Below are 24,880 nucleotides of genomic sequence, written 5' to 3'. Positions count from 1 at the left end.
CTCAGAAACTGCGTGGCAGTTCGAGCAGGTGCTCGGCCACGTAGGACAGGATCAGGTTGGTGGAGATCGGTGCCACCTGGTACAGGCGGGTCTCGCGGAATTTGCGCTCCACGTCGTACTCGCAGGCAAACCCGAAGCCGCCGTGGGTTTGCAGGCAGGCGTTGGCCGCTTCCCACGATGCCTTGGCCGCCAGGTACTTGGCCATATTGGCGCTGGCTCCGGCATTGCGGCCGCTGTCGTATTCCTCGCAGGCACGCCAGCGCATCAGGTCGGCCGCCTCGATTTCGATATGGGCTTCGGCAATTGGGAACTGCACGCCTTGGTTCTGCCCGATGGGCCGGCCAAACACCACGCGGTCGCGGGCATAGGCGCTGGCTTTTTCGATGAACCAGCGGCCGTCACCGATGCATTCGGCAGCGATCAGCGTGCGCTCGGCATTGAGGCCGTCAAGGATGTACTTGAAGCCCTTGCCCTCCTCGCCAATCAGGCTGTCGGCAGGCAGCTCCAGGTTGTCGAAGAACAGCTCGTTGGTTTCATGGTTGACCATGTTGGCGATGGGTTGCACGGTGAGGCCGTTGCCGATGGCCTCGCGCAGGTCCACCAGGAAGATCGACATGCCTTCGGACTTTTTCTTCACCTCGGCCAACGGCGTGGTGCGCGCCAGCAGGATCATCAGGTCGGAATGCTGGATGCGTGAGATCCACACCTTCTGGCCATTGATCACGTACTTGTCGCCGCGCTTGATCGCGGTGGTCTTGATCTTGGTGGTGTCGGTGCCGGTGGTAGGCTCGGTAACGCCCATCGATTGCAGGCGCAGTTCGCCGCTGGCCAGTTTGGGCAGGTAGAAGCTTTTTTGCGCTTCGCTGCCATGACGCAACAGGGTGAACATGTTGTACATCTGGCCATGCACGGTGCCGGAGTTGCCGCCGCAACGGTTGACCTCTTCAAGGATCACCGAGGCTTCGGCCAAGCCCAGGCCGGAACCGCCGTACGCTTCGGGGATCATCGCCGACAGCCAGCCCGCATCGGTCAGGGCCTTGACGAAGGCTTCCGGGAAGCCTTTTTCTTCATCGATCTTACGCCAGTAGGCGGCATCGAATTCGGCGCACAAGGCGCGCACGCCTTCTCGGATGGCGTTGAGTTCTTCATTGTCATGGGGGTTCATTAACGGCTCTCCGCCTGTTGTTCTTTGATTATTCGAAATGCACGTGTGCGGTCTGCGCCAGGCCATCGCCGTTACCGGCCCACAGCTCGGCAACGCCGGTTTCAGTGAGGCGCCCACCCACTTCAAAAGCCTGCGGCGCGATCAGCGGGCGCACACCGCGATAGGCGAAACGGCGCAAGGTCTTGTCGGGGTGGGCACGGCAGAAGGCACGCAGGTTCAAGGTAGCGATCAGCGGCCCGTGCACCACCAGCCCGGCGTAGCCTTCGGTGCCGGTGACATAGGGGTAGTCGTAGTGAATGCGGTGGCCGTTGAAGGTCACGGCGCTGTAGCGAAACAGCAAGGTGGGGGTGGGCTCGACGGCTTCACGCCATTCGCCGGCCGCCAGCGCCTCACCGCTGCCCTGCTTGGGTGGCGTGGGCTCGCGGTAGACGATGTCCTGTTCTTCGCGAATGGCCAGGCGACCTTGCTGGGAGTAGTCGTGGCGCACGGTGACGAACAACAGCGAACCGCTGCGACCGGCCTTTTCTTCGACCTGGGTGATGGTGGATACGCGGGTGGCCGCTTCGCCGGCACGCAGGGGGTGCAGGAATTCGAGGCGCCCACCGGCCCACATACGGTTGCGGTTGTCAGCCGGCGGCAGGAAGCCGCCTCGGGCCGGATGGCCGTCGCTGCCCAGCGCCGCTTCTGGCACCGGGTCCTGGAAAAAACACCACTGCCACAGCGGGGGCACGGGCGCACCATCTTCAGGCACTGGCTCACCGAACGTGGCGGCAATGCGTTTGAGCAGGTTATGGCTCAAATGGTCGTGGGCGGTTTCGCTTCGGCCGATCCAGTCTGTGGCGCTCATCAGGTGCAGGTCCTCTGGCAGTGGGTGTCTGCCCCGGATCATGCAAGCGCGTGCCCGTTCTGAGAATTTGCATTTCAATAAACCAGCGTTCGGTTATGCTGAACGCCACTCTTATGTACGAGGCGATTCCCTGTGGGAGCGGGCTTGCTCGCGAAAGCGGTTTGCCCGATACACATTCATTGACTGAGACACCGCCTTCGCGAGCAAGCCCGCTCCCACAATGAGATCTCCATTGTGATGAGAGTCATGTTCAACCTGGAGCCGCCATGCACTTCGATCTTGCTGACCTGCGCCTGTTTATCCATATCGCCGAATCCCCCAGCCTCACCCAGGGCGCCAAGCGGGCGTTTCTTTCACCGGCCGCCGCGAGTGCGCGGATCAAGGCGTTGGAAGGCCAGTTGGACACGCGCCTGCTCTACCGTGACAGCCGGGGCGTGGAGATCACCCCGGCCGGCGAGCGGCTGCTGCACCATGCGCGGTTGATCATGCGCCAGGTGGATTACCTCAAAAGCGAGTTCACCCAGTACGGCGTGGATTCGGCCGGGCACATCCGCATCTTCGCCAACACCACGGCCGTCACCGAGTTCCTGCCGGAAGTGCTGGCGGGTTTCTTGTCCAAGCGCCCCGGGGTGACAGTGGACCTGCAGGAGCGCCTGTCCCGAGATATCGTGCGCGGCGTGCTGGACGGCACCAGCGACATGGGCATCATCGCCGGCCCCGTGGAAGCGGCAGGTTTGCAGGTGCTGCATTTCAGCACCGACGAACTGGTGCTGATGGTACCCGTGGATCATCCCTTGGCTGGCCACGCCAAAGTCACCCTGGAACAGACCCTCGCCTACCAGCACATCGGCCTGCATGAAGGCAGCACGCTGTTGAGTTTTTTGCGTGAACACGTGGAGCGTATCGGCAAGCATTTGTCGCTGCGTATCCAGGTGTCGAGCTTCGAGGCGATCTGCCGGATGGTCGAGGCCGGTGTAGGCATCGGGATCATTCCGGAGTCTGCCGCCGTGCGGCACAGCCGGACCATGCAACTGGTGGCGGTCAAGCTGGATGAGCCCTGGGCGATTCGCGAGCGCAGCATCCTGGTGCGCGAGCTGGAAGCCTTGCCGGGGACGATCCGCGCGTTGATCGCCACCTTGATGCCCGAGAGCGCCTAAGCTCAACAGTCACCTTGCCAAAGGAGACAGCCATGCACTTAGAAGGATCCTGCCATTGCGGCGCCGTGACGTTCAGCCTCACCAGCGCCCACCCCTACCCTTACCAGCGTTGCTATTGCTCGATCTGTCGCAAGACCGGGGGCGGTGGCGGCTACGCGATCAACCTGGGCGGCGACGCTTCAAGCCTGAAAGTACGCGGACGCAAATACATTTCGATCTACCACGCCAAGCTCAAGCCGGACGGCGCCAGCCGCGCCCATGCGAGCACGGCCGAGCGACACTTCTGCTCGCAGTGCGCCAGTGCCTTGTGGTTGTTCAGCCCCGAGTGGCCGGAGCTGATCCACCCGTTTGCCTCGGCCATCGACACGCCGTTGCCGGTGCCGCCGGAGCACACCCACTTGATGCTGGGCTCCAAGGCACCCTGGGTTGAAGTGAGCGTGCGCAAGGGCGACCTGCAATTCGACGAATACCCCGAGGAGTCCATCGCCCAGTGGCATGCGCGATTGGGATTGGCCCGTTAACAGTCTTTGACAGTTTCCCGACAAAGCTCTCAAAGATTGTGGGCGGGCACGGCCCTAGCATTCGAGCATCCACATCACCATCCGGGTGCTCTTCATGTTTCGCACATTGCGCGGTATTCCACTGCTGGGTTGCCTGCTGGGCAGTATCGGGTGCCATGGGCAACCGCCTGCCCCGCCGCCGATTCCCAAGGGTGACTACAGCGCGATCATCCGTTACCTGCAAACCCGCATTCCCCGGGACATGGCCCGGGAGAATGTGCCCGGGCTGTCCATTGCCCTGGTCAATGGCCAGGAGCTGATCTGGGCCCGTGGCTTTGGCCTGGCTGACAAAAGCCAGGGTGTACCGGTCACGCCCAATACGGCCTTTCGCGCCGGGGGCATCTCCAAGCTGCTGACCGCCACGGCGGCCCTGCAACTGGTGGAACAGCAACGCCTGGCGTTGGATGCGCCGATCCAGCAGACCTTGCGCGAGTTCTACGTGCGTTCGCGCTTTCACACCGACCAGGCTGCCGCTGACCGCGATATCACCCTGCGCCGATTGCTCAGCCACCAATCCGGCTTGCCCAGCGAACACCTGCGTGACCTGCGCAGCAGCTTTGCGATGGGGCAGATGCCGGCACGCATATCAGGGGTTTGGCTGAGCAGCCCGCCCGGCTCCCAGGTGGCCTATTCCAACCTCGGTTACTCGTTGGTCGGCGCCGCCATCGAGCGCAGCAGCGGCAAAAGCTTTGAAGCCCAGTTGCAAAACCGCCTGCTCAAGCCGCTGGAGATGAAGCAGTCGAGTTTTGTCGGCACCCGCGCCGAACTCGGCTATCGCGCGCTGGGTTACGAGGATGGCGTCGCCAGTACCGACGCCCAAGTGCGCGACCTCGCTGCGGGCGGTTTGTGGACCAGTCCCAAAGACCTCGCTCACTACGTGCAGATGCTGTTCGCCCAGGGCACCTACAAGGGCAATCGCGTGCTGAGCAGCGCCTCGATCGACGACATGTTCACCCAGCAAAACACCGGCAATGCCCTGGACTTCGATTGCCAGATAGGCCTGGCCTGGTTCCTCGCGCCTTGCGGTGACGAGCCTATTGGCGCAGGCGTACGCACCTACCAGCACAGCGGCGGTGGTGATGACTTTGCCGCGCAACTGACCCTGCTGCCCGACCAGCAACTGGCCGTGATCATCATGGCCAACGACAGCAACGCTGAGGACATGGTGGTGTCGTTGTCCACCGATGCCCTGCGCCTGATGCTGCAGGCACAAACCGGCGACCCGGTGTGCGCCGACGACTGCCAGGCGCCCACCCACGGACTCAAGCTGCGCCATGTGCCGGCCGCCGTCGACCGCAAGCGCCTGGCCGGGTTTTATGCGACGGCTTGGGGGGTGTTCCGGATCAAGGATGAGCCTGATCGCTTGACCGGCGAGTTGGCCGGGTACGATTTCGAACTGCTGCGTGACGATCACGGTTGGCTGCGTGCGCAGAAGAAAATCCTCGGCTTCTGGCTCAAGGACCTCGGCGAACTGGGCCGCGTGCAGCTGGATGTGGTGACGGTACAGGGCCGCCAGATGCTTACCGCCCGCAGCCACGGCCAGCGCATTGCCATTGGCGAACGCATCGACCCGCCGCCCCTGCCCCTGGCCTGGGCCGACACCATCGGCACCTATCAAGTGCTCAATACCCATGAGCCCGACGCGCCCTTGAGCGGGATCAGCGTGCGCCTGGAAGAAGGTTTCCTGGTGATTCGCGGCCAACTGCATGACGAGCCACTGACCGACTACATCCTGCTCCCCGTCGACAACGCCCACGCGGTATTGGCCGGGAACGGCTATGGCCTGGGCGACACCGTGAGCCGCCAGGTCAACGGCTTGAGCGCTTCGGGCTACTCCTTCAAACGCACGCACTCCCCCAATAACCCTCTGATTTTTTAATACGGAAGACCACCCTGATGCGCTCAAGAAACCTTTGCCTGTCGATGACCTCGCTGTGCCTGCTTGCGGGCGCCAACACGGCATTCGCCGACGACTGGGAATACAGCCTCAAGGCGGGCGTGGCCAATGCGCCGCGCTACAGCGGCAGCGATGAACGCATGACCGCGCCAGTGCTGGGCGGCAAAGTCGTCAGCCCCTGGGGCATCTTCCTCGACACCGACAAAGGCCTGGGTTGGGGTTATGAAGGGAATGCCCTGAGCTTCAGCGCCTACGTGGGCGCCAGCGGTTCACGCAAAGATAAAAATGACAGCCTGCACGCAGGCTCCAAACGCCTCAAGGGCATGGGCGAGATCAAGTCACGCCCGCAGTTGGGCGTCAGTGCCAGCTACAACCTGGGCGGCGTGATCGCGGGGGCGACCCTGGAGCATGCGCTCAAGGAAAACGATCACAAGGACACCGGCAAGGCCTATACCCACCTGGAGCTGAGCCTGGGTACCAACCTGTATGAAGGCCGCTATGGTTCAGTCGATGCTGGCCTGAGCAGCCACTTCGGCGACCGTGAGTACTTGCAGACCTGGTACGGCGTGACCACCGGCCAGGCCGCGCAAAGCCGCTTCAAGGCCTACAAGGCTGGCGCGGGCAACATCAGCAACGGCATGAACCTGACCTGGAGCGTGCCAATCAGCGAACACACCCAGTTCTCGACCTTGCTGGACGTGCAGTACCTGGCAGATGAAGCGGGCAAGAGCCCGATTGTGGAGCGGCGGTTGCAGACGTCGGTGATGGGGATGGTCGAGTACACCTTCTGACCTGATAGGTGGGAGCGGGCTTGCTCGCGAAGGCGGTGTGTCAGGCAAAGATACTTCGACTGATCGGCCGCATTCGCGAGCAAGCCCGCCCCACATTAGAACGTCTACACATTCACTCGGCATATGCCCAGGTCATGCGGAATGATGCCCCGCCCCACTCCGAATCCAGCACTTCCACCTGCCCGCCGTGCCACTGGCTGACACGCTGCACCAGCGCCAGGCCCAGGCCAAAGCCGCCGGTGCGGCGGTCGCGGCTGGCGTCCAGGCGCATGAAGGGTTCGAAGATCTTGGCCCGGCCGTCCAGCGGTACGCCCGGGCCATCGTCGTTGACCCGCACTTCGTAGCCGCTGCCGAACTTGACCAGCGACACTTCCACGCGGCGCTCGGCATAGCGGATGGCATTGCGCAGCAGGTTGATCACCGCACGGGCCATGAAGCGCGGCTCGATCTGGATGAAATCCACCTCGCAGGTGCGTAACGACAACTGCACACCGGCCGCCTCGGCCTCCAGCGCCACGCTGCCGATCACACTGTCGAGCCAGCTGTGGGCCTCGATACTTTCGCGGGTGACTTGGGTGGCGCCGCGCTCCAGGCTGGCGTAGGTCAACAGCTCCGAGACCATTTCCTCCAGCTCGCCGAGGTCGGCATACATATCGGAAATCAGCTCGCGGCTCTGGCGCGGGTCGGCCTGTTGCTTGAGCTGGTCCAGCTCGAACGACAACCGCGCAATCGGCGTGCGCAGCTCGTGGGAGACTGCATTGGTCAGCTCACGCTGGTTGGCGATCAGGCTTTCAATGCGCTCGGCCATCTGGTTGAAGTGCCCGGCCAGTTCGCGCACGGTGGAGCGGCGCGGCAGCAGGATGCGTGAACCCAGGTCGTTATCGCCAAACCGCTGCGCGGCCAGGCGGATATGCTCCAGGTCGCGCCAATGGGGGCGTACCCAGAAATACAACACGATCGCCAGGCTTACCCCGAGGAAGCTATAGGCCCAGAGGTACAACCACTTGGGTTCTTCCGGCAACTTGATGTCCAGCAGTTGCGGGCCACCGTCGATATTGGTGATGAACTCCATGAAGTCGCCACGCACCACCAACTGGCCGTCGGCAAGCAGCTTTTGCTCGCGCTCGTTGAGGGCCATGGCATCGCGTTCCACCAGCTTGAGGTGCAAGCCGTAATGGGGTTGCAGCTCCGCCAGGCGCGCCTCGCGGGCCGCGCCCTGCACCGGGCGCAGTTGCTCCACCACGCCATAAGCCGGGCCGCGCAGCGCTTCGCGGTTATAGACTTCGTTGGCTTCGGGCAGCAGCTCGTCGAAGGTGTAGTTGACCAGCCAGATCGCCCCGGCCAACCCCAGCGCGAGGATGACGTACAGGCGCAAAAACAGCCGTAGCATCTAGGCCTCCCACGCAAACGGATTGAACAGGTAGCCCTTGCCCCAGATGGTCTTGATGCACACCGGTTCCCGTGGGTTGTCGTTGAGCTTGCCGCGCAGCTTGCTGATGTACACGTCGACGCTGCGGTTGAGGCCGTCGAAGGCGATGCCACGCATGCGGTTGAGGATGTCGTCGCGCGACAGGATGGTGCCGGAGTGGCTGGCCAGCAACCACAGCAGCTCGAACTCCATGGTGGTGAGGTCGACCTTCTCGTCGCCCAGGCTGACCACCCGGCAGCTGCGGTCAATCGACAAACGGCCGAACTCCAGGAAGCCGCGCACGGTGGGCTCGGGCACTTGGCGACGCTGCAAGGCACGTAAACGGGCGAGCAGCACGGGTGGCTTGATGGGTTTGATCACATAGTCGTCGGCACCGGACTCCAGGCCCAGGATGTGGTCCAGGTCATCTTCCTTGGCGGTGAGGATCACGATGGGCGTGTCGGACACATTGCGGATTTCGCGGCACACGTGCAGGCCGCTCTGGCCCGGCAACATCAAGTCGAGCACGACGATTTTCGGCTTGAAATCGAGAAACGCTGCCAAGGCTTCATCGCCCCGGTGCACCACACGCACCTCGAAACCGTGTTGCGACAGAAAGTGCGCGATCAGCCCCGCCAGCTTTTCATCGTCCTCGACGAGCAGAACCTTGCCCAGACCCAGGTTTTCCATAAATTCTCAGTGTGGATGCGCGAATTGAAGTGTGCGCATTATAGGTGGCAAGCCGGTGCACAGAAGCGGTTGGCCATTACGCGCCGACGAAGCTTCATGCTTTTAAGAGTTTTTAACAAATACCCCGCACTCTTTAACGCCATTCACAGGGAGTTGTATGCGCAAGGATTACCTGGCGTTCTTTGTTTCGCTGTTTTTGTCGCGACTGGCAGACCAGATTCTGCTGTTTATCGTGCCGTTGATCGTGTTCCAGAGTACCGGGAGCGTTTCCTGGGCCGGCCTGGCATTTTTTGTCGAGTCGCTGCCGCGCTACCTGGCATTTCCGGTGTGCGGGGCATTGTGCGACAAGTACCCGCCCGCGCGCATCCTGCATATCAGCCAGGTGTATCGGGCACTGGCCTGCGTGATGGCGGTGACGCTGTACGGCCTGTTCGAGGGGATCCACTGGATCGTGCTGCTCTCGGCGCTGTGCGGGGTGTTGACCACCCAGGGCATCATGGCCCGAGAAGTGCTGATGCCCCATGTATTCTCCCAATACAGCTATGCCAAGACCCTGTCCTACTCGCAAATCGCCGACCAGAGCGGGCTGGTGCTGGGCCCGCTGGTGGCGGCGCTGATGCTGGAGGTGTGGCCTTGGCACCTCGTGGTACTGGGGGTGGCCGGGTTGTTTGTGATGGCCGACGTGGCGATGCGCGTGTGGCAACGCAACAGCACAGTGAACCTGCAAGTCTTTGTGCAGCATCGGGATATCTGGCTGCAGCCGCTGCGCACGGCGCTGGGGCATATCCGCAACCTGGCGGAGTTGAAACGCGTGATCACCCTGGCGGTGGGCGTGAACCTGATCATCGGCGTGACCCTGGCGACTTCGGCGGCGATGGTCACCGGCCAGTTTGGCGCGGGCAAGGATGGCTATGCCGTGCTGCAGGCGGCCGGTGCCGGGGTAACCATCGCCATCCTGTTTTACCTGGCGCGCGCCACATTGCCCCTGAAGGTGCTGGGCGGCCTGTCGTATACGATGATTGCCGTGGGCGCGCTGATCATGGCGATCAGCCCCAATCTCTGGGCCTACACCCTGGGGTTCCTGCTGGTGACCGGCTTCGACAAGATGTTCAACGTGTACATGCGCAGCACCCGGCAGCGGGTGATCCCGGTGCAGGATTTTGGCAAGACGGTGGGCGTGATCACCCTGTTCAACAACCTGGCCCAGCCCTTGGCCGGTTTGCTGATTGCCGTGTTGGCGGCGCCCCTGGGCACGCAGACGGTGATCCTGCTGCTGACCGGAATCACCGCGCTGATCGGCGTGGCCGTGGCGTCAGGCTGGCACGCCACTGTGAAAGCGGAACTCGACGTCGGGTGACTCGATCAGCTCCTGCTCGGCCGCCCTCACCCGCTCGATCACTTGGGCGACATCCTTGGCGTCACCGTACTGGTAGGCCAGTTTCAGGTAGCCCTGGAAGTGCCGGGCTTCGCTTTTCAGCAAGCCGAAGTAGAACTTGCCGAGTTCTTCGTCCAAATGCGGCACCAGAGCTTCGAAACGCTCGCAACTGCGCGCTTCGATGAACGCGCCTACCACCAGCGTGTCCACCAATTTGACCGGTTCATGGGTGCGCACCACTTTGCGCAAACCCGAGGCATAACGCCCGGCATTCAGTTGGCGCAGCTCGATTTTGCGCTTTTTCATCAGCCGCATGACTTGTTCGTGGTGCACCAGTTCTTCCCGGGCCAGGCGCGACATCATGTTGATCAGGTCGACATGGCTGTAGTACTTGGCAATCAGGCTCAGGGCGGTGCTGGCCGCTTTGAATTCGCAGTTCTTGTGGTCGATCAGCAGGGTTTCCTGATCGGCCAGTGCGGCCTGGACCCAGGCGTCGGGGGTGCGGCAGCCGAGGAATTCGTGGATTTCGGGCAGGTTCATCGGGCTCACGGGCAAAAGGATCACAAAAGGGCGCCGATTATACCGACCACGCCGCAGACCACCAGCCACCGCCCTTGATGTGCATCAACATGACGGCAGCGTGGCAGCAACTATAGTTGTTGCACGCCCACCCTCTTCCTGGAGTTCCCGACCATGCAAGCCATCCGCAGCCTCCTGGTGGTCATCGAGCCCGAGCATTCGGAAAGCCTGGCCCTCAAGCGTGCCAAGCTGATCGCCGGGGTCACCGGCGCGCACTTGCATTTACTGGTGTGCGACAAGAAACACGAGCACTCGGCGCTGCTGAGCCTGCTCAAGGCCGGTTTGCAGGAGGACGGCTACAGCGTCACCACCGAGCAGGCCTGGAATGACAGCCTGCATGAAACCATCATCGATGTGCAGCAGGCCGAGGGCTGCGGGCTGGTGATCAAGCAGCACTTCCCTGACAGCGCGCTGAAAAAGGCCCTGCTGACGCCTGCGGATTGGAAGTTGCTGCGTTATTGCCCGACTGCGGTGCTGTTGGTCAAGACCGCCACACCGTGGGCGGGCCGGGTGATCCTGGCGGCCATCGACGTGGGCAACAACGACGGTGAACACCGCTCACTGCATAATTCGATCATCGATCACGGTTTCGACATCGCGCATTTGGCCAAGGCGCAGCTGCATGTGATCAGCGCCCACCCGTCGCCGATGCTGTCAGCGGCCGACCCGACCTTCCAGCTCAAGGAGACCATCGAGGCGCGTTATCGCGAGCAATGCAGGGCGTTTCAGGCGGAGTTCGATGTGGATGACAAACATCTGCATATCGAGGAAGGGCCGGCGGACGTGTTGATACCGCATCTCGCCCACACGCTGCAGGCGGCGGTCACTATCATCGGCACCGTGGGCCGCACGGGTATTTCCGGGGCATTGATCGGCAACACTGCAGAGGTCGTGCTGGATACGCTGGAAAGCGATGTATTGGTGCTCAAGCCGCAGGAGTTGATGGATCATCTGGAAGAACTGGCCAGCAAGCCCTGACACTGCCCTTTCAAACCGTGAAGCTCTCACAGGTGTTTCGTGTGGTGTCAGGTGGAAAATACATCCTTGAGAAACCCGGGGGCGATGTAGCGCTGGTAATGCGCTTCAGAGAGGATGAAAAACTCCCGGTCAATGGCATCGCGCAAATCCGGCAACGTCCACCCGCGAAACTCCGGCAATAGCACCATGCCATAGGCCTCCAGGTTGGAAATCACCCGCGCGCCCCGGGCGATCAACTGGTAGGCCCAGCAGTACTCGGACTGGTGCGGCACAAAGCGGATCTTGCGTTGCTCCAACTGCCCGCGCAGGGCCTTGGGGTCGAACACCTCCAGTTTGCCGGCCATCACCTGCACCAGCAGTTGCTCCAGGCGCAGCCAGACCGCTCGTTTTTCTTCCTCGTTATAGCCATTCCACTGGATCACCTCGTGATGGAAGCGCTTGCAGCCACGGCACACCAGATCGCCGTAAACCGTGGAGCACAGGCCGACGCAGGGGGTCTTGATGGTTTGGTTGGACATGGGCAACAACACGCCGATCAGCGAAACAATGCGCCATGTTAGCCCTTTGTCTAACGGCTATCACCCCGCAAACTTGGTTAGGCAACTTACCTTTAGAAATTTTTTGCCGTAGAATCATCCGGCCTTGTAAGGCGCCAATAGTCCATTGGAAGCTGTTTTCAAAGCGTCACGAGCACAGTCGTTCCTTCAGAGCGGTGTTGGCGACGGTTATTTACGCGGTAAATAGCCAGCGCCAACCCTCATCAGCTCCGCTCTGCAGGCGTAAAACTTTGAAAGCAGCTTCTGTGAGGAATGCCGGCAGCGCTGGCTTTGCGGCCCAAAAAGCCCCCGAGCGCATGCGTGCCGTTCATTTCTGGATGAGCGTCCCGTGGGACCACTGATGAGGGTAATAACTGTGCTTGAAGCCTACCGCAAACATATCGAAGAGCGTGCAGCACTGGGTATCGTTCCCCAGCCGCTTAACGCCGAACAAACCGCAGGCCTGGTCGAGCTGCTGAAAAATCCTCCGGCTGGCGAAGAAGAATTCCTCGTTGACCTGATCACCAACCGCATTCCACCAGGTGTTGACGAAGCTGCCTACGTCAAGGCCGGTTTCCTGTCTGCCCTGGCCAAGGGCGAAGCCTCTTCCCCCCTGATCAGCAAACAGCGCGCCGTTGAACTGCTTGGCACCATGCAAGGCGGCTACAACATCGTGACCCTGGTCGAGCTGCTGGACGACGCCACCCTGGCTCCTGTCGCCGCCGCCCAACTCAAGCACACCCTGCTGATGTTCGATGCGTTCCACGACGTGGCTGAAAAAGCCCGTAACGGCAACGAACACGCCAAAGCTGTGATCCAGTCCTGGGCTGACGGCGAGTGGTTCCGCAACCGCCCTACCCTGGCCGACAAGATCAGCCTGCGCGTCTTCAAGGTCACCGGCGAAACCAACACCGACGACCTGTCCCCTGCGCCTGACGCCTGGTCCCGCCCGGACATCCCGCTGCACGCCCTGGCCATGCTGAAAATGGCGCGCGAAGGCATCGTGCCGGACGAGCAAGGCAAGACCGGCCCGATGAAGCAGATCGAAGAAATGCGCGGCCAAGGCTTCCCGATCGCCTACGTGGGCGACGTGGTCGGTACCGGTTCGTCGCGTAAATCGGCCACCAACTCCGTGCTGTGGTTCTTCGGCGACGACGTGCCATACGTGCCGAACAAGCGCGCCGGCGGCTTCTGCTTCGGCAGCAAGATCGCTCCAATCTTCTACAACACCATGGAAGATGCCGGCGCACTGCCAATCGAATTCGACGTTACCAACATGAACATGGGCGACGTGATCGACCTGTACCCGCATGCTGGCAAAGTCTGCAAACACGGCACCGACGAAGTCATCACCACCTTCGAAATGAAGACCCCGGTGCTGTTGGACGAAGTCCGTGCCGGCGGCCGTATCCCGCTGATCATCGGTCGCGGCCTGACCGACAAGGCACGTGCCGAACTGGGCCTGGGCCCAACCGACCTGTTCAAGCTGCCTGAAGCACCTGTCGACACTGGCAAGGGCTACACCCTGGCACAGAAAATGGTGGGCAAGGCGTGCGGCCTGCCGGAAGGCAAAGGCGTTCGTCCTGGCACCTACTGCGAGCCGAAGATGACCACCGTGGGCTCCCAGGACACCACCGGTCCGATGACCCGTGACGAACTGAAAGACTTGGCGTGCCTGGGCTTCTCGACCGACCTGGTGATGCAGTCCTTCTGCCACACCGCGGCCTATCCAAAGCCGATCGACGTGACCACCCACCACACCCTGCCTGACTTCATCATGACCCGTGGCGGTGTATCGCTGCGTCCAGGCGACGGCATCATCCACAGCTGGCTGAACCGCATGCTGCTGCCGGACACCGTGGGTACCGGTGGTGACTCCCACACCCGTTTCCCGATGGGCATCTCGTTCCCGGCCGGTTCTGGCCTGGTCGCGTTCGCCGCAGCCACTGGCGTGATGCCACTGGACATGCCGGAATCGATCCTGGTGCGCTTCAAAGGCAAGATGAAACCTGGCATCACCCTGCGTGACCTGGTTCATGCCATTCCTTACTACGCGATCCAGTCGGGCCTGCTGACCGTAGAGAAGAAAGGCAAGAAGAACGCCTTCTCCGGCCGCATCCTGGAGATCGAAGGCCTGAACGACCTGACGCTGGAGCAAGCGTTCGAACTGTCCGACGCCTCGGCGGAACGTTCGGCTGCCGGTTGCACCATCAAGCTGTCCAAAGAGTCCATCACCGAGTACCTGAACTCCAACATCACCCTGCTGCGCTGGATGATCGGTGAAGGCTACGGCGATGCACGTACCCTGGAACGTCGTGCTCAAGCGATGGAAGCCTGGGTCAAGAACCCTGAGCTGATGGAAGCCGATGCCGACGCGGAATACGCCGAAATCATCGAGATCGACCTGGCGGAAATCAACGAGCCTATCCTCTGCGCACCGAACGACCCGGACGATGCCCGTCTGCTGTCGAGCGTTGCAGGCGAGAAGATCGACGAAGTGTTCATCGGTTCGTGCATGACCAACATCGGTCACTTCCGCGCTGCCGGTAAGCTGCTGGAGCAGGTCAAGGGTCAGCTGCCAACCCGTCTGTGGCTGTCGCCGCCGACCAAGATGGACGCTCACCAACTGACCGAAGAAGGCTACTACGGCATCTACGGCAAGGCTGGCGCGCGCATGGAAATGCCGGGCTGCTCGCTGTGCATGGGTAACCAGGCACGTGTAGAGCCGAACTCGACCGTTGTGTCGACTTCCACCCGTAACTTCCCGAACCGCCTGGGTGACGGCGCGAACGTCTACCTGGCCTCGGCTGAGCTGGCGGCTGTTGCTTCCACTCTGGGTCGCCTGCCGACCGTCGAAGAGTACATGGGCTACGCAGCGAAACTGGACACCATGGCCAGTGACGTCTACCGCTACCTGAACTTCGACCAGATCGCCGAGTTCCGTAAGATCGCAGCAAGCGCCAACATCCCGGTGATTCAAGCCTAAGGTGTGTTGACGTAAAAGGACGCCGCGTATTCCACGATACGCGGCGTTTTTTTATGCCTGGGATTTGGCCAGTTGCACGGCACCATCGACACTCAGGGCGCAGAGCTGAACCTGCGGCGCCTGCGCTTCAGGCAATGCCTGCAACACGTCCATCGCCGGATGCCGCACACGCGCCAGCACCAGGCGCTTGCCCTCCCCGCGCACCTGGGCAAAGAACGCCGCCAGAGCTTCAATACTGGTGCCATCCAGGTCCGGCGACTCTTCCAGGCTCAACACCACTGCGTCCACCGGCGACTGGCGCATCAAGCGCAAGGCGGCGCCGAGGATACGTTCAGCATTGGCGAAGAACAGCGCCTCGCTGGGCCGCACGATCAACACACCGGGCACTGCCACCGCATCGGCGTGGTGCTGGCAGTCGACAAAGTCATGGCTATCGCCCAGGCGGCCCAGCACTTGTATGTCGGCCGACGACATCTGACGCAGCATCAACACCACGCTGATCGCTACCGCCAGCAGCAAACCATCCAGCACGCCCAACACCAGCACCGCCGCCACAGCACAGACCACCAGCAAACGGTCGCGCCGCCACAGGAAATAACGCCCCAGGGGTTGCAGACTCAAGCCCCGCGCCAAGGCATACACGACGATGGCCGCCAGCACAGGCTCCGGGGTCAGCGCCACATACGGCAGCACGGTCAGCACGATCATCAGCACCACCAAGGCCGCGACAATGCCCGACAGACGCGAGCTGGCCCCCGCCGCTTCATTGGCCGAGGTGGCCGAATACCCGGCACCGGCCGGCATGCCGTGGAACAACCCGGATACCAGGTTGGCCGCGCCCAAGGCCAGCAGGTCGCGGTTGGATGACACATGATCGCCGTGTTTAAGCGCAAACGAGCTGATGGAGCCGTACGACTCTGCATACAGGATCATCACCAAGGCAAACGCCAGTTCGCCCAACCGCAGCCAGTCGGCGAACGGCAAATCCGGGAAGTGCCCCAACGCCAGGCGCAGATCGATCAAACCGATCAGGGCAACGCCGTGGGCCTGCAGGTCCAGGTATTGCCCGGCAACGATGCCCAGCAGCACCACCAACAGCCCGCCCGGCAAGCGAGGAATCCGCGCACACACCCACAGCACCAGCAACGCCACCCCGGCCACCGTCGCGGCCGGCCAGTTCCAGCGAGGCAACTGCTCGAGCAATTGCGGCAGGAAGCGGATCAGGTTGTTGTCGGTCAGGTGCACGCCGACCACGCTGGCCAACTGCTTGAGGATGATGGTCAGCGCCAATCCGAAGGCAAAGCCGCGCAACACCGGTTTGGCGATGAACGACGTCACACCCCCCAGCTTGAACAACCCCGCCAGCAGGAACAGCACCGCAGTGATCAGCACCAGGCCGAACGCCAGGGACAGCCTCAACGCCGGATCACCACCGGCCAGGCTGGCCGTAGCCGCCGCCAATACCGCCGCCGAAGACGAGGTGGCCGAAACAATCGCAAAGCGACTGGTGCCGAACAGGCCGTAACACAGCAGCCCTGCAAACAGGGCAATCACCCCAGCCTGGGGTGGCAATGCGGCGATGCTGGAATACGCCACCGCTTCGGGCAGCAACAACCCGGCAATGGACAACCCGGCAAGCAGGTCCTGGATACGGCTGGGTGATGCAACAACAGGGGCATTGGTTTCAGTTTTCAATCGGCCCTACCCATCCCGGCAAATAACGTGCTTCCTGGCTGCGCGCCAGGACCATAGCCTTGGCCAACACCTTGGCACTCGGCTGGCTGACCACATCGCTACCGATACGGGAGCGGAAAAAATCAGCCCAGAGAAACTCGCTGAACGGCGTAGCGTCCTTGGCGTAACCGCCCGCCGTACGCAGCAGGCCCGCCAGGCTGCGATAGGGATCATCCTGCAAGTCGGTAATCTTTCGGGGGATAGCCTCGTAGGAACGACGCAGCCCCCGGGCATCATAAGGGTGAACCCACTGGTTGAACGCCATGACATTCCAGAACGTGCTGCGCTCGACGAACGACAAGTCCTTGAGCATCAGCAACGACACGCTCTTGACCTCTTCCAACAGCAGGGCCAGGCCAAAGTGGTGGTGATCGGTGATGTAAAAACGCTCGTCCGGCCCCAACACGCAGGGGAACCAGTGTTTATCCAGCGCAGCGGCGCGCTCCTTGCGCTTGAGCTTGGTCCAGGCTTCGCGCTTGGCGGCGACCTCAGCCAGGCCGACAGTGAGTTGCGTGGGGTGCAGCTTTTCCAGCTTGCCGGTGACCAGTTGCGGGCGGGGCCGAGCCATGGACAACTCCAAAAAGGAACCTGTAAGCCGACAAGCTTAGCCCTCATTGCAACGCAGGTATCTATAGACACTCCGGCCCCAGCCATTGGCTTTGGCTTTGGCTTTGGCTTTGGCTTTGGCTTTGGCTTTTGATCTTGATCTTGATCTTGATCTGGATCTGAGGCGCCCCGTTAACCACGCTGGCCGAACGCAGGCTTGAATCCGTGGGTAACCCGGCAGGACGCCGGGTTAGCCTTCCTGGGCCAGGGATGGCCCATGACGGCGGCCCACGGATTCAAGCCTTCGTTCGGGCATGTCGAGCCTAGGCGAGAAACCGAGTGGTGGGGCAAGAGCGCTTTGGTTACTTTCGCGCTGTTCGAAAGTGACCCGCCGTAAGGGCGGAACCCTAAGCCGCCGTGACCGCAGCAACGGATATGTACTCCGACCAAAAATCTATAGCGTCCAGCCCACAGTCATCGCAGGCAAGCCAGCTCCCACATTAGAACCGTGTACATCCAATAACACTAAATCGCCTGATAGGCCGCCTTCGCGAGCAAGCCCGCTCCCACAGTTGGAATGTGGGGTGTCAGGTAGGGGTGGGTTGGTTGAGTGGCCGCCATCGCAGGCAAGCCCACACATTAGAACCGTGTACATCCAATAACACTAAATCGCCTGATAGGCCGCCTTCGCGAGCAAGCCCGCTCCCACAGTTGGAATGTGGGGTGTCAGGTAGGGGTGGGTTGGTTGAGTGGCCGCCATCGCAGGCAAGCCCACACATTAGGACCGTGTACATCCAATAACACTAAATCGCCTGACAGGCCGCCTTCGCGAGCCAGTCGAATCGTCGCACCGCCGCCCCCACCGTTTGAATCGATTGCCCCCGTGCTGCGCGCACAAAAAAGGCCGATTCGCGGTATGCGCGAATCGGCCTGTGTCGTTGCCGCCTGGAATCAGGACAGCAGCGAATAAATCAGCGCGGTGATCGCCACCAAGCCAACGGCCGTGACAAACACGTTGGACGCCTGCCCACGGTACTTGGCCATGGCCGGTACCTTACGGATGGCATACATCGGCATCAGGAACAGAATCGACGCGATAACAGGACCGCCCAGGGTCTCGATCATGCCGAGAATGCTCGGGTTAAGCGTGGCGACAATCCAGCACACCACCAGCATGAAGGCTGCGGTCATGCGGTCCAGCGCCTTGGGTGCCGGGCGGCGCCCCGTCTTGACCACCAGGCCCTTGAGGCCTTCGCTGGCGCCGATGTAGTGGCCCAGGAACGACTTGGCAATCGCCACGAACGCGATCAATGGCGCGGCAAAGGCGATGGTCGGGTTGTCGAAGTGGTTGGCCAGGTAGGACAGGATCGACAGGTTCTGCGCTTTCGCTTCGGCCAACTGCGCCGGCGACAGGGTCAGCACGCAGCTGAACACGAAGAACAGCACCATTACGACCATCAATAGATGGGCGCGGGACAGGATCTGCGAGCTGCGCTCATCGGCGTGGGCGCCGTACTGGCGCTTCTGGTCCACCGCGAACGCCGAGATGATCGGCGAGTGGTTGAACGAGAACACCATCACCGGGATGGCCAGCCACAGGGTGTTGAGCAGCGCCGAGGGGGCCGGCACTTCACTTGCAGTGCTGAGGATGCCGCCGGTCCAGTGGGGGATCAGGTACACGGCCAGGAACAGCAAGGCCACGATAAACGGATACACCATCAGGCTCATGGCCTTGACGATCACTTGCTCGCCGCAACGTACCACGGCCAACAGGCCGAGGATCAGCACAAACGCCAGGATCGCCCGGGGCGGCGGCATGATGTGCAGTTGATGCTCCATGAAGCTGCTGACGGTATTGGTCAGTGCGACGCTGTAGATCAACAGGATCGGGAAGATCGCAAAGAAGTACAGCAGGGTGATCAACGCGCCGGCCTTGATGCCGAAGTGCTCTTCGACCACGTCAGTGATGTCGGAGCCTTCACGGCCGGACAGGACGAAACGGGTCAGGCCACGGTGGGCAAAGAACGTCATCGGGAACGCCAGCACCGCCAGGATCAGCAGCGGCCAGAAGCCCCCCAGGCCGGCGTTGATGGGCAAGAACAAAGTACCGGCGCCAATGGCGGTGCCGAACAGGCCAAGCATCCAGGTGGTGTCCTGGCGGCTCCAGCTTGTGAGGGTTGCAGGTGTCGTCTCATAACGTTGGTCGACGCTATTGGCCTGATCATTCATCCGGTCGGATCTCCGCATTTCCATAGCCGGGACGAGTCAGAAAAACCTGACAGGCAGCGCCCCGACCATAACAGGGGCGCGATTGTCCGGGATTCTCCTGAATAAGCAAAGACTTAGCTGAGGAACGGTTAGGCGGTGCAGACGCTCAAGGGTGGCTAAAAGCGCCAGTTTACGCCGGCTCCAGCGCCGCTGCGGGAATACATTCCCCAACAAATCTATTTTAGATTGCCGGGCATTCCTGTACTTTTTAGCGCAGTGCCCGCCTTTATCCCGAGAACCTCGCCATGCCCCGCGTCTCCCGCAAACAAGCCGAACTCAACCGCGAAATCATCGTCGAGGCCGCCACGCGCCTGTTCCGTGAACGCGGGTTGCATGGCATCAGCCTGTCGGACGTGATGGCCGCCGCCGGCCTGACCCACGGTGGTTTTTACGGGCACTTTGCCTCCAAGGAAGCCCTGGCCACCGAGGCGTGCCAAAAAGCATTTGAACAATCAAACCTCGGCTGGCAAGAAAAGATCAGCGCCAGCGCCGACACGCAGTCGGCCCGCGAAGCGATCCTGCGCACGTATTTCTCGACCCACCACCGCGACAACCCGGGGGACGGCTGCCCGATCTCGGCCTTCACCCCGGACATGTGCCATGAACCTGCCGACACCGCCTTGCAGCACAGCTTCATCAACGGCGTCGAACAGTCGCTGGACGTCTTCGAGCAACTGCGGGATGACAGTCGCCAGGCCATGCTGGCTGACTACGCGATGATGATCGGCGCCTTGGTGCTCGCCCGCGCGACTCGGGGCAGCGGCTTATCAGAAGAGTTCCTCGACGCTGCCCGAAACACGCTTTTGCCCGAGAAGAAAACAGACACTTGCGTTGACAGCCACTTACCCGCCACCGCATGATCAGGCCATGAACCTTATCCAGCTGTTCCTCACCCGTACCACCACCACGACCGCTTATGGCGGGTCGTGCGGTGACCGTGGGTGCGTGAACTAGACACACCCCGGAATCACCCCAAGGCCCCGCCAGCAATGGACGGGGCCTTTTTATTGCTCCGTCACCTGGCACCCACAAGGAGCACCACCATGGCTAATGCCCTGCTGATCATTGACATGCAAGTCGGCCTGTACGACGGCCCGCAAAAACCCTTCGAACGAGCGCGCGTACTCGACACCATCAACCTGCTGACTCAGCGCGCCCGCGCCGCCCACGCACCGATCTTCGTCGCCCGCCACACCGGCCCGGCCGGCTCGCCCATCGAAGCGGGCAGCCCGTTCTGGCAGCTGTGGCCTGGCCTTGAGGTCGATGAAGCACGGGATTATCTGTTCAACAAAACCCGCCCCAGCTGCTTCCTGGGCACCGACCTGGCGGAGCGCCTGGCGGCAGCAAACGTCGATGAGTTGGTGATCGTGGGGATGAAAACGCAGTTCTGTGTCGACACCACGTGCCGGGTGGCGGTTGAGCTGGGGTTTTCGGTGGTGTTGCCGGAGGATGGCCATACCTGCATGGACACCCCGGCACTGTCCGCGAAGGCGATCATCGACCATCACAATGCGACGCTGGCGGGAGCATTTGTGAAGCAGGTCAAAGCGGTGGATGTCTGGCGTTCGGCCGTGGCTACCGCCGACTAAAAAGCCGAGGTCTTGCGCAGTTCGCCATTGATGGCGTCCTGCGCTACGTTCAGTTGTTCTACAAGCTCTGCGGTTTCGTGTGCCGTCAATGCCACGACCGGACGATCCCAGTCGAAATTCTTGATGACATTTATCCGGAAACCACCCGAAGCATCAAACTCAGGGTACCAACCCACATCCAGAAGTAGCCCACCGGCAAACTCCACCTGGAGCATATCTTCTTTCAGCAAGTCGGTTTGTTTTGCCACCGCAATGTCCTGCAGCAGTGACAGATCGTCATGGGTGACTGTGCCACCGCTAAAGTTGAACGCGATCAATTTGTTAACCTCATGAATTCCTGTTCAGAAATCAGGTGGCCATGAATGGCACCTGCACTGAGCTCTACTCGCACCCAGCGGCTGAGTTTTCCATGACTGGCTCCGATGCAATGCTGGCATTCCATCACGTTCCAGGGTTTGACGCCGGGCCGGTATTTGGCCGGGCCGACCACTGTGCTGGCGATGACCGTTCTCCAGGGGACAAGCGTTGAGGGGCCGTGTTTGTAACCGTATGGCGCCCATTCGATCTCTTCGGGTGTCGCAGGAACAAGCATCCATGTCGTCTCTGCTGGTGGGAAAGTCGACAAAGTCTGGCTCAGTACACCCACCCTGGACGGACGGTTTTGAAATTCAGACAGGCCTTACGAAAGAAGAAAATTTTCTATCCCAACAAAACGCTCCGTCTTACAAATCACGCATACTGCCCCTCTCAAACCCTTCAGGAAGAGCCTTCCGATGTCCACCACCGTTCTGGTCCTGGTTGAAACCATCAACGAATACCTGCAAATCATCGAGAGCAATGACTTTCATGTGATTCTGGCGCCGACGCCTGCCGAACGCGCCCAGGCGATCAAGACCCATGGTGGGCAGATCAAGGCGGTGCTGACCCGCGGCCCACTGGGGTTGTATGCCGAGGAAATCGCCGCCTTGCCGTTGCTGGAGATCATCTGCGTGATCGGCGCCGGTTATGAGCACGTGGACCTGCAAGCCGCGAGCAACCGTGGGATTGTCGTGACCAACGGCGCCGGGGTGAACGCGCCGTCGGTGGCCGATCACGCCATGGCGCTGCTGCTGTCGCTGGTGCGCGGTATCCCTCAGACAGACGCCGCCGTGCGCCGCAGCGAATGGCCCAAGGTGATGCGCCCTTCCTTGGGCGGCAAGCAACTGGGCATCCTCGGTCTGGGTGCGGTAGGCATGGAAATCGCCAAGCGCGCCTCCCTCGGGTTCGGCATGGAGGTGAGTTATCACAACCGCCAGCCTCGCGATGACGTGGACTACACCTATTGCGCAACCGCCGTGGAACTGGCGCGCACCTCGGACTTCCTGATCCTGGCCACCCCCGGGGGTGCAAGCACCCGTCACCTGATCGATCGCCACGCCCTCGACGCCTTGGGGCCCAACGGCTACCTGGTGAACATCGGCCGTGGCAGTGTGGTGGTCACCGCCGACCTGGTGGCGGCACTGGAGCAGCGCCGGATCGGCGGCGCCGCACTGGACGTGTTCGACGATGAGCCCAAGGTGCCCGACGCGCTCAAGAAGCTGAGCAATACCGTGCTCACCTCCCACGTCGCCGGCCTGTCGCCGGAAGCGGCCCATGACACCGTGCAGCGCGTCGCCGACAACCTGGTGGAATACTTCGCCGGCCGCCCGGTGCTCACGCCGGTCGCCCTGCCCCCGCCCACTAAATGACCGATCAGGCACGCTGATCATCATCCAACACGCTAACCTATTAAGCCGCCCCGACCTTGTCGCCTGGCGGCTGCGCGCATTAGATTAGGAAATAGTCCGAGGCCTTTAGAATAAGCAGAAGGGATAAGCATGGCGCTTAACGACCAATCGACCCAGATTCGCCCAGGCGAAGAACTTGATGCCAGCCTGATCGATCCCTACCTCAAGGCCCATATCCCGGGCCTGAGCGGCACGCCCAAAATCAGCCAGTTCCCCGGCGGCGCGTCGAACCTGACCTACCTGCTGGAATACCCGGGCCAGGAATTCGTGCTGCGCCGCCCGCCCTTTGGCCACAAGGCCAAGTCAGCCCACGACATGGGCCGCGAGTACCGCATTCTCAATCAGCTCAAGGACGGCTTCCCGTATTGCCCCAAAGCCTACGTGCATTGCACCGATGAGTCGGTGATCGGCGCCGAGTTCTATGTGATGGAGCGGGTCAACGGCATCATTTTGCGTTCCGACCTGCCGGCCGAACTGGGCCTGGATGCGGCCAAGACCGAGGCCCTGTGCAAAAGCTTCATCGACAAGTTCGTGGAATTGCACCAGGTGAATTACACCGCCTGCGGCCTGGCCGACCTGGGCAAGCCGGAAGGCTACGTGGAACGTCAGATCCGTGGCTGGAGCGACCGCTACGAGAAAGCCCTGACCCCCGATGCGCCGCGCTGGGAAGCCGTACGCGCCTGGCTCAACGACAAGATGCCGGCCGACCACCCGACCTCCAGCATCGTGCACAACGACTACCGCTTCGATAACGTGATCCTCGACCCGCACAACCCGATGCAGATCATCGGCGTACTCGATTGGGAGCTGACCACCCTCGGCGATCCGCTGATGGACCTGGGCAACACCCTCGCCTACTGGATCGAAGCGGCAGACCCGGCGCCGGTGCAACTGATGCGCCGCCAGCCAAGCAACGCGCCCGGCATGCTCACCCGTCGCCAGTTCGTCGACTATTACGCCGAGCGCTCGGGCATCCAGATCGACAATTTCGACTTCTACTACACCTACGGCCTGTTCCGCCTGGCCGGCATCGTGCAGCAGATCTACTACCGCTTCTTCCATGGCCAGACCCAGGACAAACGCTTTGCGCAGTTCATTCACATGAACACGCTGCTGGAGCAGATGAGCCTGAACGTCATCAGCAAATCGTCCCTTTAAGGAACCGCTATGTCCAAGACCCACCTGTTCGACCTCGACGGCAAGATCGCTTTCGTTTCCGGCGCCAGCCGTGGCATCGGTGAAGCCATCGCTAAATTGCTGGCCCAGCAAGGCGCCCATGTGATCGTGTCCAGCCGCAAGCTCGAAGGCTGCCAGCATGTGGCCGATGCGATCATCGCCGACGGCGGCAAAGCCACCGCCGTGGCCTGCCACATCGGTGAAATGGAACAGATCACCCAGGTGTTCGCCGGTATCCGCGAGCAATTCGGGCGCCTGGATATCCTGGTCAACAATGCGGCCACCAACCCACAGTTCTGCAACGTGCTGGACACCGACCTCGGTGCGTTCCAGAAGACCGTTGACGTGAACATTCGCGGCTACTTCTTCATGTCGGTGGAAGCCGGCAAACTGATGCGCGAGAACGGCGGCGGCAGCATCATCAACGTGGCGTCGATCAACGGGATCTCACCAGGCGTGTTCCAGGGCATTTACTCGGTGACCAAGGCCGCGGTGATCAACATGACCAAGGTGTTCGCCAAGGAGTGCGCGGCGTTCGGCATTCGTTGCAATGCCCTGCTGCCGGGCCTGACCGACACCAAGTTCGCCTCGGCACTGGTTAAGAACGACTCGATCCTGAAGATGGCCCTGGCGCAGATTCCCCTCAAGCGTGTGGCCGACCCCAGCGAAATGGCCGGCGCGGTGTTGTTCCTGGCCAGTGATGCGTCCAGCTACACCACGGGCGTGTCGCTGAATGTGGACGGTGGTTTCTTGTCCTGATAATGCGGGCATCACCCAACTCAATGGTCAGTTAAGGAACCAAAGGGCGGCCAGGCTTTGTAGTGAGCGGGCT

General features: G+C 61.6%; 22 protein-coding genes. 12 read left to right on the top strand and 10 right to left on the bottom strand.

What is annotated here, in order from left to right; translation table 11 throughout:
- Position 1: 1 nt before the first annotated feature.
- Both HX803_RS26375 and HX803_RS26370 read right to left on the bottom strand, forming a co-directional pair.
- Entirely contained in the window at positions 2-1,165 is a 1,164-nt protein-coding gene (locus HX803_RS26375) for an acyl-CoA dehydrogenase family protein (protein ID WP_176995818.1), read from the bottom strand.
- 28 nt (positions 1,166-1,193) lie between these two features.
- Positions 1,194-2,012 carry a MaoC family dehydratase N-terminal domain-containing protein gene (locus tag HX803_RS26370; RefSeq protein WP_178924757.1) on the bottom strand — a complete coding sequence of 273 codons (819 nt, stop codon included), beginning with the start codon at positions 2,010-2,012 and terminating at the stop codon, positions 1,194-1,196.
- A 266-nt stretch (positions 2,013-2,278) separates the two neighbouring features.
- Here HX803_RS26370 and HX803_RS26365 point away from each other — a divergent pair, with 266 nt between their 5' ends.
- The 4 genes from HX803_RS26365 (at position 2,279) to HX803_RS26350 (ending at position 6,417) form a co-directional block, all read left to right on the top strand.
- A complete protein-coding gene (locus HX803_RS26365) occupies positions 2,279-3,169 on the top strand; it encodes a LysR family transcriptional regulator (RefSeq protein ID WP_176995816.1) in 891 nt (296 codons plus the stop codon).
- 32 nt (positions 3,170-3,201) lie between these two features.
- A complete protein-coding gene (locus HX803_RS26360) occupies positions 3,202-3,690 on the top strand; it encodes a GFA family protein (protein ID WP_178924755.1) in 489 nt (162 codons plus the stop codon).
- 94 nt (positions 3,691-3,784) lie between these two features.
- Positions 3,785-5,608, top strand: a complete 1,824-nt coding sequence (locus HX803_RS26355; protein ID WP_178924753.1) for a serine hydrolase — start codon at positions 3,785-3,787, stop codon at positions 5,606-5,608.
- 17 nt (positions 5,609-5,625) lie between these two features.
- Positions 5,626-6,417: a MipA/OmpV family protein gene (locus HX803_RS26350; RefSeq protein WP_178924751.1), complete on the top strand. Its 792-nt coding sequence runs from the start codon at positions 5,626-5,628 to the stop codon at positions 6,415-6,417.
- Positions 6,418-6,529: 112 nt separating this feature from the next.
- Here HX803_RS26350 and HX803_RS26345 read toward each other — a convergent pair whose 3' ends face one another.
- Positions 6,530-7,807 (bottom strand): ATP-binding protein, encoded by a 1,278-nt coding sequence (locus tag HX803_RS26345; protein WP_178924749.1) that lies wholly within the window; start codon positions 7,805-7,807, stop codon positions 6,530-6,532.
- Positions 7,808-8,515, bottom strand: a complete 708-nt coding sequence (locus HX803_RS26340) for a response regulator (RefSeq protein WP_178924747.1) — start codon at positions 8,513-8,515, stop codon at positions 7,808-7,810.
- Positions 8,516-8,672: 157 nt separating this feature from the next.
- Here HX803_RS26340 and HX803_RS26335 point away from each other — a divergent pair, with 157 nt between their 5' ends.
- Positions 8,673-9,872 carry an MFS transporter gene (locus tag HX803_RS26335; RefSeq protein WP_178924745.1) on the top strand — a complete coding sequence of 400 codons (1,200 nt, stop codon included), beginning with the start codon at positions 8,673-8,675 and terminating at the stop codon, positions 9,870-9,872.
- Here HX803_RS26335 and HX803_RS26330 read toward each other — a convergent pair.
- Positions 9,828-10,430, bottom strand: a complete 603-nt coding sequence (locus HX803_RS26330; RefSeq protein ID WP_105697059.1) for a tRNA-(ms[2]io[6]A)-hydroxylase — start codon at positions 10,428-10,430, stop codon at positions 9,828-9,830. The genes HX803_RS26335 and HX803_RS26330 overlap by 45 nt on opposite strands.
- Before the next feature lie 153 nt (positions 10,431-10,583).
- Between HX803_RS26330 and HX803_RS26325 the strand changes: the two genes are divergently transcribed.
- Entirely contained in the window at positions 10,584-11,447 is an 864-nt protein-coding gene (locus HX803_RS26325; RefSeq protein ID WP_178924743.1) for a universal stress protein, read from the top strand.
- 47 nt (positions 11,448-11,494) lie between these two features.
- On the opposite strand, the gene HX803_RS26320 is transcribed toward HX803_RS26325, so the two are convergent.
- A complete protein-coding gene (locus HX803_RS26320; RefSeq protein ID WP_178924741.1) occupies positions 11,495-11,965 on the bottom strand; it encodes a DUF1289 domain-containing protein in 471 nt (156 codons plus the stop codon).
- A gap of 394 nt (positions 11,966-12,359) precedes the next feature.
- Here HX803_RS26320 and acnB point away from each other — a divergent pair, with 394 nt between their 5' ends.
- The gene (gene acnB, locus HX803_RS26315; RefSeq protein ID WP_178924849.1) at positions 12,360-14,969 is read left to right on the top strand and encodes a bifunctional aconitate hydratase 2/2-methylisocitrate dehydratase; all 2,610 of its coding nucleotides are present in this window, start codon (positions 12,360-12,362) and stop codon (positions 14,967-14,969) included.
- Positions 14,970-15,020: 51 nt separating this feature from the next.
- On the opposite strand, the gene HX803_RS26310 is transcribed toward acnB, so the two are convergent.
- The 3 genes from HX803_RS26310 to HX803_RS26300 all read right to left on the bottom strand — a co-directional run bounded on the left by HX803_RS26310 (position 15,021) and on the right by HX803_RS26300 (position 19,478).
- Positions 15,021-16,664 (bottom strand): SulP family inorganic anion transporter, encoded by a 1,644-nt coding sequence (locus HX803_RS26310; RefSeq protein ID WP_178924739.1) that lies wholly within the window; start codon positions 16,662-16,664, stop codon positions 15,021-15,023.
- Entirely contained in the window at positions 16,654-17,271 is a 618-nt protein-coding gene (locus HX803_RS26305) for a ParB-like protein (protein WP_178924737.1), read from the bottom strand. The genes HX803_RS26310 and HX803_RS26305 overlap by 11 nt, the downstream gene beginning before the upstream one ends.
- 929 nt (positions 17,272-18,200) lie before the next feature.
- Entirely contained in the window at positions 18,201-19,478 is a 1,278-nt protein-coding gene (locus HX803_RS26300) for a serine/threonine transporter (protein WP_178924735.1), read from the bottom strand.
- A 284-nt stretch (positions 19,479-19,762) separates the two neighbouring features.
- Between HX803_RS26300 and HX803_RS26295 the strand changes: the two genes are divergently transcribed.
- Both HX803_RS26295 and HX803_RS26290 read left to right on the top strand, forming a co-directional pair.
- Positions 19,763-20,377 carry a TetR/AcrR family transcriptional regulator gene (locus tag HX803_RS26295; RefSeq protein ID WP_178924734.1) on the top strand — a complete coding sequence of 205 codons (615 nt, stop codon included), beginning with the start codon at positions 19,763-19,765 and terminating at the stop codon, positions 20,375-20,377.
- A gap of 183 nt (positions 20,378-20,560) precedes the next feature.
- The gene (locus tag HX803_RS26290; protein ID WP_178924732.1) at positions 20,561-21,106 is read left to right on the top strand and encodes a cysteine hydrolase family protein; all 546 of its coding nucleotides are present in this window, start codon (positions 20,561-20,563) and stop codon (positions 21,104-21,106) included.
- Here the strand turns inward: HX803_RS26290 and HX803_RS26285 are convergent.
- The gene (locus HX803_RS26285) at positions 21,103-21,423 is read right to left on the bottom strand and encodes a hypothetical protein (RefSeq protein ID WP_178924730.1); all 321 of its coding nucleotides are present in this window, start codon (positions 21,421-21,423) and stop codon (positions 21,103-21,105) included. The genes HX803_RS26290 and HX803_RS26285 overlap by 4 nt on opposite strands.
- 456 nt (positions 21,424-21,879) lie before the next feature.
- On the opposite strand from HX803_RS26285, the gene HX803_RS26280 reads away from it, so the two are divergent.
- The 3 genes from HX803_RS26280 to HX803_RS26270 all read left to right on the top strand — a co-directional run bounded on the left by HX803_RS26280 (position 21,880) and on the right by HX803_RS26270 (position 24,807).
- Complete coding sequence (locus HX803_RS26280; protein WP_178924728.1) at positions 21,880-22,833, top strand: 2-hydroxyacid dehydrogenase; 954 nt, start codon at positions 21,880-21,882, stop codon at positions 22,831-22,833.
- Between the two features lie 129 nt (positions 22,834-22,962).
- The gene (locus HX803_RS26275; RefSeq protein WP_178924726.1) at positions 22,963-24,030 is read left to right on the top strand and encodes a phosphotransferase family protein; all 1,068 of its coding nucleotides are present in this window, start codon (positions 22,963-22,965) and stop codon (positions 24,028-24,030) included.
- Between the two features lie 9 nt (positions 24,031-24,039).
- Positions 24,040-24,807 (top strand): SDR family oxidoreductase, encoded by a 768-nt coding sequence (locus HX803_RS26270; RefSeq protein ID WP_094952746.1) that lies wholly within the window; start codon positions 24,040-24,042, stop codon positions 24,805-24,807.
- Positions 24,808-24,880: the final 73 nt, after the last annotated feature.

This window comes from Pseudomonas sp. P7548 (assembly GCF_013386585.1).
GTDB lineage: Bacteria > Pseudomonadota > Gammaproteobacteria > Pseudomonadales > Pseudomonadaceae > Aquipseudomonas.
Note: the sequence above shows the minus strand (reverse complement) of the source record. Positions and strands in the feature narration are given on the sequence as shown.

Bases quoted from the DNA above. Each gene is read 5' to 3' on its own strand.
- HX803_RS26375 (WP_176995818.1), bottom strand. From the start codon at position 1,165: ATGAACCCCCATGACAATGAAGAACTCAACGCCATCCGAGAAGGCGTG.
- HX803_RS26370 (WP_178924757.1), bottom strand. From the start codon at position 2,012: ATGAGCGCCACAGACTGGATCGGCCGAAGCGAAACCGCCCACGACCAT.
- HX803_RS26365 (WP_176995816.1), top strand. From the start codon at position 2,279: ATGCACTTCGATCTTGCTGACCTGCGCCTGTTTATCCATATCGCCGAA.
- HX803_RS26360 (WP_178924755.1), top strand. From the start codon at position 3,202: ATGCACTTAGAAGGATCCTGCCATTGCGGCGCCGTGACGTTCAGCCTC.
- HX803_RS26355 (WP_178924753.1), top strand. From the start codon at position 3,785: ATGTTTCGCACATTGCGCGGTATTCCACTGCTGGGTTGCCTGCTGGGC.
- HX803_RS26350 (WP_178924751.1), top strand. From the start codon at position 5,626: ATGCGCTCAAGAAACCTTTGCCTGTCGATGACCTCGCTGTGCCTGCTT.
- HX803_RS26345 (WP_178924749.1), bottom strand. From the start codon at position 7,807: ATGCTACGGCTGTTTTTGCGCCTGTACGTCATCCTCGCGCTGGGGTTG.
- HX803_RS26340 (WP_178924747.1), bottom strand. From the start codon at position 8,515: ATGGAAAACCTGGGTCTGGGCAAGGTTCTGCTCGTCGAGGACGATGAA.
- HX803_RS26335 (WP_178924745.1), top strand. From the start codon at position 8,673: ATGCGCAAGGATTACCTGGCGTTCTTTGTTTCGCTGTTTTTGTCGCGA.
- HX803_RS26330 (WP_105697059.1), bottom strand. From the start codon at position 10,430: ATGAACCTGCCCGAAATCCACGAATTCCTCGGCTGCCGCACCCCCGAC.
- HX803_RS26325 (WP_178924743.1), top strand. From the start codon at position 10,584: ATGCAAGCCATCCGCAGCCTCCTGGTGGTCATCGAGCCCGAGCATTCG.
- HX803_RS26320 (WP_178924741.1), bottom strand. From the start codon at position 11,965: ATGTCCAACCAAACCATCAAGACCCCCTGCGTCGGCCTGTGCTCCACG.
- HX803_RS26305 (WP_178924737.1), bottom strand. From the start codon at position 17,271: ATGGCTCGGCCCCGCCCGCAACTGGTCACCGGCAAGCTGGAAAAGCTG.
- HX803_RS26300 (WP_178924735.1), bottom strand. From the start codon at position 19,478: ATGAATGATCAGGCCAATAGCGTCGACCAACGTTATGAGACGACACCT.
- HX803_RS26295 (WP_178924734.1), top strand. From the start codon at position 19,763: ATGCCCCGCGTCTCCCGCAAACAAGCCGAACTCAACCGCGAAATCATC.
- HX803_RS26290 (WP_178924732.1), top strand. From the start codon at position 20,561: ATGGCTAATGCCCTGCTGATCATTGACATGCAAGTCGGCCTGTACGAC.
- HX803_RS26280 (WP_178924728.1), top strand. From the start codon at position 21,880: ATGTCCACCACCGTTCTGGTCCTGGTTGAAACCATCAACGAATACCTG.
- HX803_RS26275 (WP_178924726.1), top strand. From the start codon at position 22,963: ATGGCGCTTAACGACCAATCGACCCAGATTCGCCCAGGCGAAGAACTT.
- HX803_RS26270 (WP_094952746.1), top strand. From the start codon at position 24,040: ATGTCCAAGACCCACCTGTTCGACCTCGACGGCAAGATCGCTTTCGTT.